13 protein-coding genes and 2 tRNA genes are annotated in these 16,139 nt (G+C 69.9%); 13 read left to right on the top strand and 2 right to left on the bottom strand.

Annotated elements, in window-relative coordinates; all coding sequences use genetic code 11:
• The first annotated feature begins 387 nt into the window (after positions 1-387).
• The 5 genes from dnaA (at position 388) to E1211_RS02650 (ending at position 6,922) form a co-directional block, all read left to right on the top strand.
• Positions 388-2,202, top strand: coding sequence for a chromosomal replication initiator protein DnaA (gene dnaA, locus E1211_RS02670; protein ID WP_132344998.1), 1,815 nt, complete (start codon positions 388-390; stop codon positions 2,200-2,202).
• A 787-nt stretch (positions 2,203-2,989) separates the two neighbouring features.
• Positions 2,990-4,123 (top strand): DNA polymerase III subunit beta, encoded by a 1,134-nt coding sequence (gene dnaN, locus E1211_RS02665; RefSeq protein ID WP_132344996.1) that lies wholly within the window; start codon positions 2,990-2,992, stop codon positions 4,121-4,123.
• Between the two features lie 38 nt (positions 4,124-4,161).
• On the top strand, positions 4,162-5,034 hold the full coding sequence (gene gnd / locus E1211_RS02660) for a phosphogluconate dehydrogenase (NAD(+)-dependent, decarboxylating) (protein WP_132344994.1): 873 nt from the start codon (positions 4,162-4,164) through the stop codon (positions 5,032-5,034).
• A 15-nt stretch (positions 5,035-5,049) separates the two neighbouring features.
• Positions 5,050-6,183, top strand: coding sequence for a DNA replication/repair protein RecF (gene recF, locus E1211_RS02655; RefSeq protein WP_132344992.1), 1,134 nt, complete (start codon positions 5,050-5,052; stop codon positions 6,181-6,183).
• A 184-nt stretch (positions 6,184-6,367) separates the two neighbouring features.
• Positions 6,368-6,922 carry a DUF721 domain-containing protein gene (locus tag E1211_RS02650; protein WP_243709305.1) on the top strand — a complete coding sequence of 185 codons (555 nt, stop codon included), beginning with the start codon at positions 6,368-6,370 and terminating at the stop codon, positions 6,920-6,922.
• Between the two features lie 7 nt (positions 6,923-6,929).
• On the opposite strand, the gene E1211_RS02645 is transcribed toward E1211_RS02650, so the two are convergent.
• On the bottom strand, positions 6,930-7,151 hold the full coding sequence (locus E1211_RS02645) for a hypothetical protein (protein ID WP_132344988.1): 222 nt from the start codon (positions 7,149-7,151) through the stop codon (positions 6,930-6,932).
• A 102-nt stretch (positions 7,152-7,253) separates the two neighbouring features.
• Here E1211_RS02645 and E1211_RS02640 point away from each other — a divergent pair, with 102 nt between their 5' ends.
• On the top strand, positions 7,254-7,721 hold the full coding sequence (locus E1211_RS02640; RefSeq protein WP_132344986.1) for a MarR family winged helix-turn-helix transcriptional regulator: 468 nt from the start codon (positions 7,254-7,256) through the stop codon (positions 7,719-7,721).
• A 114-nt stretch (positions 7,722-7,835) separates the two neighbouring features.
• On the opposite strand, the gene E1211_RS02635 is transcribed toward E1211_RS02640, so the two are convergent.
• Positions 7,836-8,417 carry a hypothetical protein gene (locus tag E1211_RS02635; protein ID WP_132344984.1) on the bottom strand — a complete coding sequence of 194 codons (582 nt, stop codon included), beginning with the start codon at positions 8,415-8,417 and terminating at the stop codon, positions 7,836-7,838.
• A gap of 530 nt (positions 8,418-8,947) precedes the next feature.
• On the opposite strand from E1211_RS02635, the gene gyrB reads away from it, so the two are divergent.
• The 7 genes from gyrB to E1211_RS02600 all read left to right on the top strand — a co-directional run bounded on the left by gyrB (position 8,948) and on the right by E1211_RS02600 (position 15,851).
• Positions 8,948-10,894, top strand: coding sequence for a DNA topoisomerase (ATP-hydrolyzing) subunit B (gyrB, locus tag E1211_RS02625; protein WP_132344980.1), 1,947 nt, complete (start codon positions 8,948-8,950; stop codon positions 10,892-10,894).
• Positions 10,895-11,024: 130 nt separating this feature from the next.
• On the top strand, positions 11,025-13,544 hold the full coding sequence (gene gyrA, locus E1211_RS02620; RefSeq protein ID WP_132344978.1) for a DNA gyrase subunit A: 2,520 nt from the start codon (positions 11,025-11,027) through the stop codon (positions 13,542-13,544).
• Positions 13,545-13,548: 4 nt separating this feature from the next.
• Entirely contained in the window at positions 13,549-14,409 is an 861-nt protein-coding gene (locus tag E1211_RS02615; RefSeq protein ID WP_132344976.1) for a DUF3566 domain-containing protein, read from the top strand.
• 146 nt (positions 14,410-14,555) lie between these two features.
• Positions 14,556-14,629 (top strand) — tRNA-Ile (locus E1211_RS02610).
• A gap of 43 nt (positions 14,630-14,672) precedes the next feature.
• Positions 14,673-14,801 (top strand): DLW-39 family protein, encoded by a 129-nt coding sequence (locus E1211_RS33185; protein ID WP_243709304.1) that lies wholly within the window; start codon positions 14,673-14,675, stop codon positions 14,799-14,801.
• Between the two features lie 42 nt (positions 14,802-14,843).
• Positions 14,844-14,919 (top strand) — tRNA-Ala (locus E1211_RS02605).
• Between the two features lie 212 nt (positions 14,920-15,131).
• Positions 15,132-15,851, top strand: a complete 720-nt coding sequence (locus E1211_RS02600) for an SDR family oxidoreductase (RefSeq protein WP_132344974.1) — start codon at positions 15,132-15,134, stop codon at positions 15,849-15,851.
• Positions 15,852-16,139 lie beyond the last annotated feature (288 nt).

Below are 16,139 nucleotides of genomic sequence, written 5' to 3'. Positions count from 1 at the left end.
CGCGCCCGCGACCGAAGCGGCGGTTTTCACTCATACCGAGAACGTACGGGCCGCGTCGCCGGTTGATGGCGCAGGGACAACGCTGTTACCGTGCCCGATTGCGGTCGGCGTCGGGGGTTGAGTCGTCGTCGACCGGCAAGACCGGACAAGGTAGTTAATCGTTCGGCACGGTGTACCCGCTTCAGCGCTCGATCAGGCAGGGGCAGGTCCCACCCGCGTCCGACGAACGGCCACAATCGGTCGGTACACAGGCTGTGGATAACTTGTGGACGACGACTGGTCGGCCGTTCGGGTGGTGAAGCGCCATCGCGCGAACGCGGCGGGCCCGCGACGGCCGGCTGGCAGACAGCGACGGCCGGGGAGCAGAGGCGAGGGGGTGGCACGACGGTGGCCGGTTCGACCGATCTTGCCGCGGTGTGGACGGCGACGACCGACGAGCTCGCCGACGAGATCATCTCCGCCCAGCAGCGGGCCTACCTCCGGCTGACCCGACTGCGCGCGATAGTCGAGGACACCGCGCTGCTCTCCGTGCCGGACGCGTTCACCCGGGACGTGATCGAGTCGAGGCTGCGCCCGGCGATCACCGAGGCGCTCACCCGTCGCCTCGGCCGGCCGATCCAGGTGGCGGTCACCGTCCGGGTCCCCGAGGATCCTGCCGGACGACCGGCCGGAACCGTCTACCGCAGCACCCCGGATTCGGGGCCGGTCGACCCGGAGGTCGAGCCACCGAGGCTGCTCGACGCCCCGCACCCCGGTGACGGCCCTCGGCACGACGGAACCGCCCGGCCGGCGGCGCACGTCCCCGAACAGCCGGGGCCCGAGCACGCACCGGGGCAACCAGCTCTCGAACCCCACCTCGCCGACTTCGGGGGGCGGGACGCGCAGGAGACGTTGTTCAGCGCCGCCTTCGGCGATCCGGCCCCGGCGCCGGCTCCCCTCGCCGCACCGGAGCGCCGTGGCTTCGACGAGCAGGCGGCCCGGCTCGACCCGCCGGGCCCGGACACCAGCTCCTACGAGCCCCGCTACCGCGACGACACGCCGTCGCCGCGTGACCAGCACGTGATCCGGGCACTGCCCCGCGACGGCGGCACCGACAGCGGCCCCGGCCGCAGTGGCGCGGATCACCGAGCGGGTCTGCGGGACGACCGACGGCTGCCCGGAGCCGACACGGGCGGCAACCGGCTCAACCCGAAGTACATGTTCGAGACGTTCGTCATCGGCTCGTCGAACCGCTTCGCGCACGCCGCGTCGGTCGCCGTGGCGGAGTCACCCGCGAAGGCGTACAACCCGCTCTTCATCTACGGCAGCTCCGGGCTCGGCAAGACCCACCTACTGCACGCCATCGGGCACTACGCGACGACCCTCGGCAACGCCCGCTCGGTGCGGTACGTCTCGACCGAGGAGTTCACCAACGACTTCATCAACTCGCTTCGGGACGACAAGACCAGTGCGTTCCAGCGACGGTACCGGGACGTGGACATCCTCCTGATCGACGACATCCAGTTCCTGGAGAACCGGGAACGGACGCAGGAGGAGTTCTTCCACACCTTCAACACCCTGCACAACGCCAACAAGCAGATCGTGATCACCTCGGACCGCTCGCCGAAACAGCTGGCGACGCTGGAGGACCGGCTGCGTACCCGCTTCGAGTGGGGCCTGCTCGCCGACATCCAGCCGCCGGACCTGGAGACGCGAATCGCGATCCTGCAGAAGAAGGCGGCCCAGGAGCGGCTCTACGCGCCGCCGGACGTGCTGGAGTTCATCGCCTCCCGGGTGTCGAACTCGATCCGCGAGCTCGAGGGCGCGCTGATCCGGGTGACCGCGTTCGCGAGCCTCACCCGGTCGACGGTCGAGCTGTCCCTGGCCGAGGAGGTGCTGCGGGACTTCATCCCGGACGGCGCCGGCCCGGAGATCACCGCCGACCAGATCATGGTCTCCACCGCCGACTACTTCGGGGTGAGCCTGGAGGACCTGCGCGGGCACTCCCGGTCCCGGGTCCTCGTCAACGCCCGCCAGGTGGCCATGTACCTGTGCCGGGAGCTGACCGACCTGTCGCTGCCCCGGATCGGGCAGGCGTTCGGTGGACGCGACCACACCACCGTGATGCACGCCGACCGGAAGATCCGGCAGCAGATGGCCGAGCGCCGCTCGCTCTACAACCAGATCGCCGAGCTGACCAACCGGATCAAGCAGAACACCTGAGACCTACCCGGCCCCGGACCGGCCCCGGACCGCAGAGCCACCGACGCACCCGAGCCCCGCCACCCGGCGGGGCTCGACGTTTTTCCACACCCCTTCGACTTGACCCTCGAGCCGGTCGAACCCCCAGGATCGGCCCATGTCCGTCCACCGCCCCGATCGTTGTCCACATCCCGTTATCCACCGACGGTGGATAACTACGCTCGGTCCAGGCTCGGTTACCCACAGGTTGTGGACAAACCCTGGGGACGGGGTGTGGACGGCTGGGGACAACGAGCGTCGTCATCCACCGATGACCGTCGACCTGTGGGCAAGCTGTTGAAGGTTCTGGGGATGACGGCGGTCGGGACGTTCCGCACAGTCCACAGGCCTGGGGAGAAAGTCGGTGGATAGGCGGTGGATAACCGGTGGACGACGGTGGACAACCTGGGGGCGGACGCGGCCTGTGGACGGCACCCCCGGGTTACACCCCGGTTCTCCACAGCCAAATCACCGGTGGATAACCTGTCTCACCTGCGCAAACGTCGGTTCTCCACAGTTTGCACAGGTGCGATGAAGACGATGAGTTATCTCTTCTGAAAGAACAAAAACCAATCATCACCGTTGGACTTTCTGTGGATCGGGCCGGACGCTGCCTCGGCAGCGGTGAGCAGGGACTCCCTCCGTGGGGTCGGGCACACAGCCGATGTCGTCGCGCCTTAAGGTGCGATGAGCACCCGCACCGTCGGGCGGGTCGGCAGGCAGCGGTCGGCATGAGAGAGTGGTCGTCGACGTCGACGCGGAGGCATTGATGAAGTTCCGAGTGGAGCGCGACGCGCTCGCCGAGGCCGTGGCCTGGACCGCGAAGAGCCTGCCCAACCGGCCGTCCGTTCCCGTACTGGCCGGCGTGATGCTCCGGGTCACCGACGGGAACCTGCAGGTCTCCGGGTTCGACTACGAGGTCTCCAGCCAGGTGACCGTCGAGGTCCAGGGGGACGCCGACGGAGCCGCGCTGGTCTCCGGCCGGCTCCTTGCCGAGATCACCAAGGCGCTGCCGGCCAAGCCGGTCGACATCGCCGCGGTCGGCGCCCACCTCGAGCTGGTCTGCGGCAGCGCCCGGTTCACGCTGCCCACCATGCCGGTGGAGGACTACCCGTCGCTGCCGGAGATGCCGGAGAGCGCCGGCACCGTCGACGCGGCGACGTTCGCCGCCGCGGTCGCCCAGGTGGCCGTCGCCGCCGGGCGCGACGAGACCCTGCCGATGATGACCGGTGTGCGGATCGAGCTCTCCGGCTCCACCCTGGCGATGCTCGCCACCGACCGCTACCGGCTGGCGCTGCGCGAGATCCAGTGGAACCCGGACGACCCCGAGGTGAGCATCAACGCCCTGGTGCCCGCGCGCACCCTGCACGACACCGCGAAGGCCCTAGGCCCGCTCGGTGGCGAGGTCACCCTGGCGCTGGCCGCCGGCGGCGCCGGCGAAGGCATGATCGGCTTCGCCGGCGGCACCCGGCGTACGACCAGCCGCCTGCTCGACGGCGCCAACTACCCGCCGGTCCGGTCGCTCTTCCCGAGCAGCCACAACGCCGACGCCCGGGTGTCGGTGAGCACCCTGATCGAGGTCGTCAAGCGCGTGGCGCTGGTCGCCGAGCGGACCACTCCGGTGCTGCTCAGCTTCAGCGCCGACGGGCTGGTCGTGGAGGCCGGCGGCTCCGAGGAGGCGCGGGCGAGCGAGGCGATGGAGGCCACCTTCACCGGCGACCCGCTCACCATCGGCTTCAACCCGCAGTACCTGATCGACGGCCTGACCAACCTGGGCGCGCAGACCGCGGTGCTCTCGTTCGTCGACGCCTTCAAGCCCGCGGTGATTTCGCCGGCCGGCGAGGATGGCGAGGTCGTCCCCGGGTATCGCTACCTCATCATGCCGATCCGCGTGTCCCGCTGATCGCGCCCGCAACACCCACGCACCGGAGGTAAGAACACATGCAGCTCGGCCTGGTAGGTCTCGGCCGGATGGGCGGCAACATGCGCGAGCGGTTGCGCGCCGCCGGCCACGAGGTGGTCGGTTTCGACCACAACGCGGAGCTGAGCGACGTTGCCTCCCTCGCGGAGCTGGCGGAGAAGCTCGAGTCGCCGCGGGCGATCTGGGTGATGGTGCCGGCGGGCGTGACCGACGAGACCATCGATGCGCTGGCCGAGGTGCTGGACGCGGGCGACATCATCATCGACGGTGGCAACTCGCGATTCAGCGACGACGCCCCCCGCGCCGAGCGGCTGAACGACCAGGGCATCGGCTACATCGACGTCGGTGTCTCCGGTGGCGTCTGGGGCCGGCAGAACGGGTACGCGCTGATGGTCGGCGGCTCCGAGGAGCACGTCGCTCGGCTGATGCCGATCTTCGAGTCGCTCAAGCCGGAGGGCGAGTTCGGCTTCGTGCACGCCGGCCCGGTCGGCGCCGGTCACTACGCCAAGATGGTCCACAACGGCATCGAGTACGGCCTGATGCACGCCTACGCCGAGGGCTACGAGCTGCTGGCCGCCTCCGAGCTGGTCACCAACGTGCCCGGCGTCTTCAAGTCGTGGCGTGAGGGCACCGTGGTCCGCTCCTGGCTGCTCGACCTGCTCGACCGGGCCCTCGACGAGGACCCGGAGCTCGCCGAGCTGAGCGGCTACACCGAGGACACCGGCGAGGGCCGCTGGACGGTGGACGAGGCGGTCCGGCTGGCCGTGCCGTTGAACGTCATCACGGCGTCGCTCTTCGCCCGCTTCGCCTCGCGCCAGGAGGACTCGCCCGCGATGAAGGCGGTGGCCGCGCTGCGTCAGCAGTTCGGCGGGCACGCCGTCCGTAAGCGCTGACGGTATCCACAACCTGTGTACGTCCGCCGGCTGGAACTGGTCGACTTCCGCTCGTACGAGCGGGTCGGCGTGGACCTGGAGCCGGGGGCGAACGTCCTGATCGGCGCCAACGGCGTCGGCAAGACGAACCTGGTCGAGGCGCTCGGCTACGTGGCGACCCTGGACAGTCACCGGGTCGCCACGGACGCGCCGCTGGTGCGGATGGGCGCCGGCTCGGCGGTGATCCGCTGTGCGGTCGTGCACGAGGGGCGCGAGCTGCTGGTCGAGCTGGAGATCGTTCCGGGCAAGGCGAACCGGGCACGGCTGGGCCGTTCGCCCGCGCGTCGGGCCCGGGACGTCCTCGGCGCGTTGCGGCTGGTGCTCTTCGCCCCGGAGGACCTGGAACTCGTCCGGGGCGACCCGGCGGAGCGCCGCCGCTACCTGGACGACCTGCTGGTCAGCCGGCAGCCCCGGTTCGCCGGGGTGCGGGCCGACTACGAGCGGGTGGTCAAACAGCGCAACGCCCTGCTGCGTACCGCGTACCTGGCCCGCAAGACGGGCGGGTCGCGCGGCGGCGACCTCTCGACGCTGGCCGTCTGGGACACCCACCTGGCCCGCCACGGCGCGGAGCTGCTCGCCGGGCGGCTGGAACTGGTCGCGGCGCTGACGCCGCACGTGGCGAAGGCGTACGACGCGGTCGCCGCGGGGCGTGGTGCGGCGGCGATCGCGTACCGGCCGTCGGTGGAGCTGGCCGAGCCGACCGTGGACCGGGCCGTGCTCGCCGAGGCGTTGACGGCCGCGCTCGCCGAGTCGCGGTCGGCGGAGATCGAGCGGGGTACGACGCTGGTCGGCCCGCACCGGGACGAGCTGGCCCTCACTCTCGGCCCGCTGCCCGCCAAGGGGTACGCCAGCCACGGCGAGTCCTGGTCGTTCGCGCTGGCGTTGCGCCTGGCCGGGTACGACCTGCTGCGCGCCGACGGGGTCGAGCCGGTGCTGGTGCTCGACGACGTCTTCGCCGAGCTGGACGCGGGCCGGCGGGAGCGGCTGGCCGAGCTGGTCGGCGGGGCGAGTCAGCTGCTGGTGACCTGCGCCGTCGACGACGACGTGCCGGTGGCCCTGCGCGGCGCCCGGTACGAGGTGGGCGAGGGGACGGTGCGCCGTGCCGAGTGATCCGGAGGGCACCCAGGGGGGCCGCTCGCAGACGGGGCGGCAGAGCCGCGCCGCCTCGGCCGGTGGCTCCGGTGCGCGTACCGGGGCGGTTGGCGCAACGGGCGGCGGCGGTCCGGGCGCCCGATCGGGCGGAACCGCGGCGGACGGTGGGGCCGTTTCACGGCCCGGCGCCGAGCGGGACGCCGTGCCCGAGACGGGCCCGGCCGGTGGCGCCGAGACGGGCGGGCCGGACGGGGTGTCGGGGCCGCAGCTGGCGCGCGCGGTGCTGGACGCGGCGAAGGCCCGGCGGGAGTCGGCGGCGAAGACCCGCCGGCGGGCCGGGACCGGGGGGACCGGTGGTGGCGAGCGGAGGTTGCGCGGCTACTCGGGGCCGGGGCCGGACCCACGTGACCCGCAGCCGCTGGGTGCGGTGCTGGACCGGCTGGTCAAGGCCCGTGGCTGGCAGCAGCCGGCCGCCGAGGCGACCGTCTTCGGCGCCTGGGAGCGGGTGGTGGGGCCGGAGGTGGCCCAGAACAGCCGCCCGGTGAAGCTGGAGGACGGCGAGCTGACCGTCGAGGCCCGGTCCACCGCGTGGGCGACCCAGCTGCGTCTGCTCGCCGGCTCGCTGCTGAAGCAGATCGCCCGGGAGGTCGGTCACAACGTGGTGCGCAAGCTGCACATCCACGGGCCGGCGGCACCGTCGTGGTCCCGTGGGCCGCGCCGGGTCCGTGGTCGCGGCCCACGCGACACGTACGGCTGATCGCGGCTCAGCCGCCGTTGCGGGCCTCGCGCGCGGCCCGTTTGCGTTCCCGCTGCTCCCGGCTGTAACGCTTGCGGTTCTCCAGGTCCTGTTTCCACAGCTCCCGGGCCACCGCCGAGCCACCCTGGACGGCGCCCTGGACCTCGGCCGGGCCGGCCAGGTGCCGGTACGCCCACCTCATGAGCCGGCCGCCCTCACCCGGTTTCCGGCCCGGCTTCTCCTCGCTCATGCCACCCGCCTCCCTTGTGATTGGGCCCCCAATAGTTTGCGTACCAATCATTGGGGCACCAAATACCGGTACGATAGCACCGGTCTACGAGGGGGGCGAGCAGTGCGCGACGAGGTGGCCGGCCGGGATCCGTTGGCCCTGGAGGAGCAGGTCTGCTTCGCGCTCTCGGTCGCCGCGCGCGGCGTCGTCGCGGTCTACCGCCCGCTGCTGGAGCCGATGGGGCTCACCCACCCGCAGTACCTGGTGATGCTGGCGCTCTGGCAGCACGCCCCGCTCTCCGTTCGCGAGCTGAGCCGCCTGCTGCAACTGGATCCGGGTACCCTCTCGCCGCTGCTGAAGCGGCTGGAGGCGACCGGATACGTACGTCGGGAGCGGGCGGCCGCCGACGAGCGCAGCCTCGCGGTCACGCTGACCGCCGCCGGAGCGGCGCTGCGGGCGCAGGCCGAGCAGATCCCGGCCGCGATCGTGGCCCGGCTCGGGTTGCCGGTGGCCGAGTTGCAGCAGCTGCACGCCGCCCTCACCACCGTCATCGCCGCGGCGAACCGGGCCGGCGCCGAGCCGGCTTCCTGAGCGCTGACCGGCCCGCGCGGTCTGCGGCTCCGCGCGAGTCCCGTGTATGTCGGGCTATCCGCCTGCCCGGACGCCCCGACATCCCGGTAAACCCCCGCTCCTACGGACCGGTGGTCAGGAGTGGGTGGCCCGGCGCGGGGCCGCGGACTCCGCGTAGACGGCGAAGCCGCGATCGGCGCAGCGCCGGTAGAAGGCGGCCAGGACGCTGAGCTCGGCGCCGGTGAAGTTCCACTGCGGCGGCTCGCCGCTCTCGTCGCGCAGCGCGTCGAGTCGCCCGTCCAGCCAGCGCAGCTGTTGCTCGGCCAGACGCCCGTCACCGAGCAGCGCGCGCAGCACCTCGCTCACCGACTCGAACGTGACCACCTCGCCGTACTCCCGGTGCCCGGCGACGAAACGTTCGATGCCGTCGGCGATCCAGCCGCAGCCGTCCGGGTCGATCACCGGGTCCTCGTCCTCGGCCGCGGCGTCCGTGGCGTAGAGCACACCCTCCAGGCCGAGCAGCAGGTCGACCAGCTCGGTGTACACCGTCGCCCGGACGGTGCCGGTCTTGGCGATCAACTCGGCCAGCGCGGCTGTCGGCGCGGAGATATTCGGCAGATCGACGATCTCACCGAAGTCGACGAACTCGGCCGGCGCGACCGGATCGTAGAAGCGGCCGGTACGCGGCCAGTGGACCGCGACGTTGTCCAGCCCCATCTGGGGTCACCTCTTAACAGCACGTGTGGGGTCGATCGAGTCGATCGTCCGGTTCCGACGCAGAAAGATCAAGTCGTGTCCGGGACCGCCGCCAACGTACGGCACCGCCGGTCGCTCCGCGACCCCTCGACCCGCCCGACCCCGGGTGCACCCGCGAGCGGCACCGCCCGTCGATCTTGGGCTGGCGCGTGGGGGGAGTCGTGGACGCGGCGGTTCGGCCCGCTACGGAGTTCTCAGCCGCTTTGCGAGGGTGCCGAGTGGCGGTTCTGCCCCCAACGCACAGTAAGATTGGCGTAGAGACGAAGACCCGGTGCGGAGCGAGGAGACACGGGCCCCCAGAAGGGCCCGCGATCATTGTCCACGTCGGGTCGAGCCGATCGCGATCCGCGGGCAACCGCGGCGACCGGCGCGTACCGACCCGTGACCGGACTCTCCGGTGCCGGTGCGCGCCGACGTCGCGTCCTGTCCGCCGAACCCCGCGCCCGAAGTGCCCAATTGCGGTGCTGAACGGCGCGAGAAAGTGGCCGAGGGTGGCAGCGCAGGACAACCAGCAGTACGGCGCAGAATCGATCACCGTTCTCGAAGGGCTTGAAGCGGTCCGGAAGCGGCCCGGCATGTACATCGGGTCGACCGGCGAGCGGGGTCTGCACCACCTCGTCTGGGAGGTCGTGGACAACGCGGTCGACGAGGCCCTCGCCGGCTACTGCGACACCATCGACGTGGTGCTGCTCGCCGACGGTGGCGTCCGGGTGACCGACAACGGTCGGGGCTTCCCGGTCGACCTGCACCCCAAGCTGAAGAAGCCGGGTGTCGAGGTGGCGCTGACCGTGCTGCACGCCGGTGGCAAGTTCGACGGCAAGGCGTACGCCGTCTCCGGTGGTCTGCACGGCGTGGGCGTCTCGGTGGTGAACGCCCTCTCCACCAGGATGGCGGTGGAGATCCAGAAGGACGGCTTCTACTGGCGGCAGCAGTACACCAACTCCAAGCCCAGCCCGCTGGAGAAGGGTGAGCCGACCGACCGGAGCGGCTCGGCGGTCTCGTTCTGGCCGGACGCGACGGTCTTCGAGACCGTCGACTTCGACTTCCAGACCATCTACCGGCGCCTGCAGGAGATGGCCTTCCTCAACCGCGGCCTCACCATCCACCTGCTCGACGAGCGGGTCGCGGAGGGTGAGGAGGGCAAGCCGCGGGAGGTGACCTTCCTTTACAAGGGCGGTATCGCCGACTTCGTCCGGCACCTCAACGCCTCGAAGAACCCGATCCACCGGACGGTGGTCGAGTTCGGCGCCGAGGAGGAGGGCATGTCGGTCGAGATCGCCATGCAGTGGAACGAGTCGTACGGCGAGTCGGTCTACACCTTCGCCAACACGATCAACACCCACGAGGGCGGTACCCACGAGGAGGGCTTCCGGGCCGCGCTGACCAGCGTGGTCAACCGGTACGGCACCGACCGCAAGCTGCTCAAGGGTGACGAGAAGCTCTCCGGCGAGGACATCCGCGAGGGGCTCGCCGCGATCATCTCGGTGAAGCTCGCCAACCCGCAGTTCGAGGGGCAGACCAAGACCAAGCTCGGCAACACCCCGGTCAAGAGCTTCGTGCAGCGGGTCTGCAACGAGTGGCTGGTCGACTGGTTCGACCGCAACCCGGCCGAGGCCAAGACCATCATCCAGAAGGCCTCCCAGGCGGCCCGGGCCCGGATCGCCGCCCAGCAGGCGCGCAAGCTGGCCCGGCGCAAGTCGCTGCTGGAGTCCGGCTCGATGCCCGGCAAGCTGGCGGACTGCCAGTCCACGGACCCGCGCGAGTCCGAGGTCTTCATCGTCGAGGGTGACTCGGCGGGCGGTTCGGCGAAGCAGGGTCGCGACCCGCGGACCCAGGCGATCCTGCCGATCCGCGGCAAGATCCTCAACGTGGAGAAGGCCCGGATCGACCGGGTGCTCAAGAACAACGAGGTTCAGGCGCTCATCACCGCGCTGGGCACCGGCATCCACGACGACTTCGACATCGAGAAGCTGCGCTACCACAAGATCGTGCTGATGGCGGACGCGGACGTCGACGGTCAGCACATCCAGACGCTGCTGCTCACCCTGCTCTTCCGCTTCATGCGGCCGCTGGTCGAGCTGGGGCACGTCTACCTGGCGGCCCCGCCGCTCTACAAGATCAAGTGGAACAAGCGGGGCGACGACGCGCAGTACGCGTACTCGGACCGGGAGCGCGACGGCCTGATCGCGCTGCGCCAGCAGCAGAAGCCCAACGCGAAGCCGGACGACATCCAGCGGTTCAAGGGTCTCGGCGAGATGAACTATCCCGAGCTGTGGGAGACCACGATGAACCCGGCGACCCGCACCCTGCGTCAGGTCACGCTCGACGACGCGGCGACCGCCGACGAGTTGTTCAGCGTGCTGATGGGTGAGGACGTCGAGGCGCGTCGCTCGTTCATCCAGCGCAACGCCAAGGACGTTCGGTTCCTGGACATCTGACAGTCGCCGGCGGGCCGGCCGGACATCCACCGGCCGGCCCGCCGGTCCACAGAGTTATCCACAGCTAGGCCGGTTTCCACAGCGGTTATCCACAGCACGAAAACGACTCTCAGTCTGATAAGGGTAAACAGTGACCGATTCCCCCGAGTCCACACCGAACGAGCCCGAGGCCGCTGAGGCCGCCGGCGCCGTGGTCGCGCACGACCGGATCGAACCGGTCGGGCTCGAGGTGGAGATGCAGCGCTCCTACCTCGACTACGCGATGAGCGTCATCGTCGGGCGTGCGCTGCCGGATGTCCGGGACGGGCTCAAGCCGGTCCACCGCAAGATCCTCTACGCGATGTTCGACTCCGGCTACCGGCCGGACCGCGGCTACGTGAAGTGCTCCCGGGTCGTCGGCGACGTGATGGGTCAGTTCCACCCGCACGGCGACTCGGCGATCTACGACGCGCTGGTCCGGATGGCCCAGCCGTGGTCGCTGCGCTACCCGCTCGTCGACGGCAACGGCAACTTCGGCTCGCCGGGCAACGACCCGGCCGCGGCCATGCGGTACACCGAGTGCAAGCTCGATCCGCTGGCCATGGAGATGCTGCGGGACATCGACGAGGACACCGTCGACCTCCAGGACAACTACGACGGCCGGGCCAAGGAGCCCACCATCCTGCCGTCCCGGATCCCGAACCTGTTGATCAACGGTTCCGAGGGCATCGCGGTCGGCATGGCCACGAAGATCCCGCCGCACAACCTGCGCGAGATCGGCGCGGCGGTGCAGTGGTGCCTGGAGAACCCGGAGGCCGACGAGGCGACCACCCTCGAGGCGCTGCTGGAGATCGTCAAGGGCCCCGACTTCCCGACCCACGGCCTGATCGTCGGTCAGGCCGGCATCCAGGACGCCTACCGGACCGGCCGCGGGTCGATCCGGATGCGGGCCGTGGTGGAGGTCGAGGAGGACAAGCGCGGTCGCCCTGCGCTGGTCGTGAGCGAGCTGCCCTACCAGGTCAACCCGGACAACCTCGCCGAGCGGATCGCCGAGCTGATCAAGGAGGGCAAGCTCGGCGGGATCGCCGACATCCGCGACGAGTCCTCCGGGCGTACGGGCATGCGGATCGTGCTCGTGCTCAAGCGCGACGCGGTCGCCAAGGTGGTGCTCAACAACCTCTACAAGCACACCCAGCTCCAGGAGACCTTCGGCGCCAACATGCTGGCGCTGGTCGACGGGGTGCCGCGCACGCTCAACCTCGCCCAGTTCATCCGCTACTACGTCGAGCACCAGATCGAGGTCATCCGCCGGCGTACCGCGTTCCGGCTCCGCAAGGCGGAGGAGCGGGCGCACATCCTGCGCGGCTTGTCCAAGGCGCTGGACGCCCTGGACGAGGTGATCGCCCTGATCCGGCGCTCGCCCACAGTCGAGGACGCCCGGCAGGGCCTGGTCCGGCTGCTGGAGATCGACGAGATCCAGGCGACCGCGATCCTGGACATGCAGCTGCGCCGCCTCGCCGCGTTGGAGCGGCAGCGCATCCTCGACGACCTGGCCAAGCTCGAACTCGAGATCGCCGACCTGAAGGACATCCTCGCCAAGCCCGAGCGGCAGCGGAAGATCGTCTCCGAGGAGCTGGGCGAGATCGTCGCCAAGTGGGGCGACGACCGGCGGACGAAGATCATCCCGTTCGAGGGCGAGGTCTCGATGGAGGACCTCATCGCCCGTGAGGACGTGGTGGTCACCATCACCCGGACCGGGTACGCCAAGCGCACCCGGGTCGACCAGTACCGCTCCCAGCGCCGTGGCGGCAAGGGCGTCAGCGGCGCGACCCTGCGCCAGGACGACATCGTCAGCCACTTCTTCGTCTGCTCGACGCACGACTGGATCCTGTTCTTCACCAACAAGGGCCGGGTGTACCGGGCCAAGGCGTACGAGCTTCCGGAAGCCAGTAGGGTGGCCAAGGGCCAGCACGTGGCCAACCTGCTCGCGTTCCAACCCGACGAGCAGATCGCACAGATCATCGAAATCCCGAACTACCAGGTGGCGCCCTACCTGGTACTGGCCACGAAGAACGGCCTGGTGAAGAAGACGCGGCTTGAGGAGTTCGACTCCAACCGTTCCGGCGGCATCATCGCCATCAACCTGCGCGATGAGGACGAGTTGGTCGGCGCTGCGCTGGTGGGGCCGGAGGACGACCTGCTGCTGGTCTCCAAGAAGGCGCAGGCGATCCGGTTCAACGCCACCGACGAGGCGCTGCGGCCGATGGGTCGTGCCACCTCGGGCGTGATCGGCATGCGCTTCACCGAGGACGACGTGCTGCTGGCCATGGAGGTCGTCCGGCCGGGTCTGGACGTCCTGGTCGCGACGAACGGGGGATACGCGAAACGTACCCCCATCGAGGAATACCCGGTCCAGGGCCGGGGAGGTAAAGGCGTGCTGACTGCGAAGATCACGGAGCGACGCGGTGGTCTGGTCGGCGCGGTGGTGATCGATCCGGACGACGAACTGTTCGCGATCACCAGCAACGGTGGTGTCATCCGGACTCCCGTGAAGCCTGTACGCCGTACGCGTGACCGGAACACAATGGGGGTCAAGCTGATGGACCTTCCGGACGGCGTGACTATCGTGGCGATTGCTCGCAATGCCGACGAGCCTGACGAACAGGACTAGTTGAATGACGGAGACACAGGCGAAGTCGGGGAACGCGGGGTCCTCGGCCAACCCGGTCGACGAGGAGGCCGCAGGAGGCGGCGCGTCGGCGACCGGCCGAGCGGCCGTGGGCCGCGCAACGGTCCCCGCCGACGCGCCTGCCCCGAAATTCACCCGGGCGCCCGGGATGACACCGCCGCCGGACAAGCCGACCGACGACGAGGGGTCCAGCGAGAAGACCCAGGCAGTGTCGGCCGACGCGGCCAAAGCGGCCGCCGCCCGGCCGTCGAGCAGCAGCACCCAGCAGATCCCGGTCCGGGCCGGCGTGGCGAGCACCGGCACGCAGGCCCGGGTCAGCGGTTCGGCCAACCCGGAGGCCACCCGGCCGGGGACCGGCGGTAGGCCACCGAACGGTGGCGGCCTCCCGGCAGGCCTCGGCAACCCGGCCGCCGTCGGGGCCGCGCGGGTGGGTGACGCGGTACGCGCCGCGCGTACGTCCGTGAGCTCGGCCGCGTCCCGCGGACCGCGCCGGGCCCGGCTGAACCTCAAGCGGATCGACCCCTGGTCCGTGATGAAGTTCGCATTCGCCGTGTCGGTGGTGCTCTTCATCGTGGTCGTGGTGGCCACCTCGGTGCTGTACCTCGCCCTGGACGCCATGGGTGTCTTCCAGAGCGTCAACGACAGCCTCACCGACCTGGTGAACGCCGGCGGGCAGAGCGCCGACGGCTTCCAGATCACCGCCAAGGGCGTGATTCTCAGCTCCGCGCTGATCGGTCTGGTCAACGTCGTGCTCTTCACGGCGCTGGCCACCCTCGGGGCATTCGTCTACAACGTCTGCGCCGACCTGGTCGGCGGGATCGAGCTGACCCTCGCCGAGCGGGACTGAACGACACCGGACGCCGGGGCGCCGCGAAAAGCGGTCGTCCCGGCGTTCGGCATTCCGGTAGGTTCGACGGCGACGGGCGGCACGCAGAGCCACCCCCCGATTTGGGGCGGCGCGCGCGGATGGGTTAACCTTGCTCGTCGCTACGCGGGGCTATAGCTCAGTCGGTTAGAGCGCAGAGCTGATAACTCTGAGGTCGCTGGTTCGATTCCAGCTAGCCCCACCGCACGTCCTCCGACGGCAGCCGAGCGCAAGGGGTCGCCCCAATGGTCAAGAAGCTTCTGGTTCTCGCCGGTGTCATCGGCGTGGCTGCCGTCGTGGCCAAGAAGATCAAGGCTTCCAACGACGAACGCGCCCTCTGGCACGAGGCGACCACCGCGCCCGACCTGCGCTGACGTGACCGTCGGCCACAACTGACCGGCGGCGTCGCCGCTCCCGGGGCCCTAGCTCAACTGGCAGAGCACTGCCTTTGCAAGGCAGGGGTTAGGGGTTCGAGTCCCCTGGGCTCCACCAGCACCTCCCTTGGTCGATCTCGGTCCGAGTACAGCCATCCGTACAGCCAAGCGGTCACGCCGTCTCATCCTGGCCGAGAATCCGGTCAATGGCTGAGGCAGCCTTCCGAGGTAACAGGCCGTCGGCGCCGTACGGATCCGCCGAAGAGCGGATGTCCGATCTTGGCAAGTTCCTGTTGACCTCAACCAGAGTTCAGATGCTTCACTTCGGCCATGAATCTTGACGGCCTGCGCGTCGCCATCACCGGTGCCGCACGTCACACCGGACGGCTACTGGCCGAAGCCTTCGCCGAGCGCGGTGCACAGATCTTCCTCTCGGCCCGCGACCTGGCTGCGGCCGAGCTTGTCGCCGATGCGATCAGCCAGCGGGGGCCAGGTCGGGCTGATGCATTTCACTGCGACCTCGCCGTACCGGAGTCGGTGCGCGCGTTCGCCGCGGCGGTGGCCGAACGGACGAAGCACCTCGATGTGCTGATCAACAATGGTGCCCCATACATCGAAGGTGACGACCTGGGAGACGTCTCGGACGACAAGATCGAAAGCGTGATGGCTGCGGGCGGGACCGGCACCATGTTGTTGACCAAAAATCTACTGCCGCTGCTACGGGCATCGTCGCGGCCCGACATCGTCAACATGATCTCCGCGTGCGGCGAGGTGGGGCACCGCCGCTCGGGTGCACATCCCGCGTTCTACGCCGCTAAGCACGCCCACGCCGGGCTCGCTGAGATCCTGTCGCACCGGCTCCGGCCGGAAGGGATCCGCGTTATCTCACTGTTTCCGCCGGACTTCGTTCAGGACGGGCCCCGACAGGTAAACGGCGACCTCACCGCGCGATCGGTCATCGACTGCGTGCTTTTCGCGGTCGGCCAACCACGAGACTGCTTCATTCGCGAGTTCCGCTTCGAGCAGGTTCGGCGGGCGTCCACGCCCTGACCGTTCACTGCGCGAAGCAGCCCGAGCCCGGTCGAGGGCCCTCGGCAGAGATCCGCCCTTGAGACTGTCACCGTTTGAACCAAGGTCAGGCGCGCGGATATGCCGCGATCCGCGCGGAGGTCGCAGATCAGTTCGCGGACGACTGTCGCGCCTCAGTCGACCGAGGACACCGCCGGTACGGAGCGCACTGCCGAATTCCGCTCTATCAGATCAAGGCGGCCCGCAAGCGGGCCGCGCCGGCCCGGCCCCGGCCTGCTGCGACCTCCGGCCGGCATCGGCCGGGCCGGC

Origin of the sequence: Micromonospora sp. 15K316 (assembly GCF_004348525.1) — a bacterium.
Classification (GTDB): domain Bacteria; phylum Actinomycetota; class Actinomycetes; order Mycobacteriales; family Micromonosporaceae; genus Micromonospora.
This window is presented reverse-complemented; position numbering and strand designations above follow the sequence as displayed.

Excerpts from the sequence above, each read along its gene's own strand:
- dnaN (WP_132344996.1), top strand. The coding sequence starts at position 2,990 with ATGAAGTTCCGAGTGGAGCGCGACGCGCTCGCCGAGGCCGTGGCCTGG.
- gnd (WP_132344994.1), top strand. The coding sequence starts at position 4,162 with ATGCAGCTCGGCCTGGTAGGTCTCGGCCGGATGGGCGGCAACATGCGC.
- E1211_RS02645 (WP_132344988.1), bottom strand. The coding sequence starts at position 7,151 with ATGAGCGAGGAGAAGCCGGGCCGGAAACCGGGTGAGGGCGGCCGGCTC.
- E1211_RS02635 (WP_132344984.1), bottom strand. The coding sequence starts at position 8,417 with ATGGGGCTGGACAACGTCGCGGTCCACTGGCCGCGTACCGGCCGCTTC.
- E1211_RS02615 (WP_132344976.1), top strand. The coding sequence starts at position 13,549 with ATGACGGAGACACAGGCGAAGTCGGGGAACGCGGGGTCCTCGGCCAAC.
- E1211_RS33185 (WP_243709304.1), top strand. The coding sequence starts at position 14,673 with ATGGTCAAGAAGCTTCTGGTTCTCGCCGGTGTCATCGGCGTGGCTGCC.
- E1211_RS02600 (WP_132344974.1), top strand. The coding sequence starts at position 15,132 with ATGAATCTTGACGGCCTGCGCGTCGCCATCACCGGTGCCGCACGTCAC.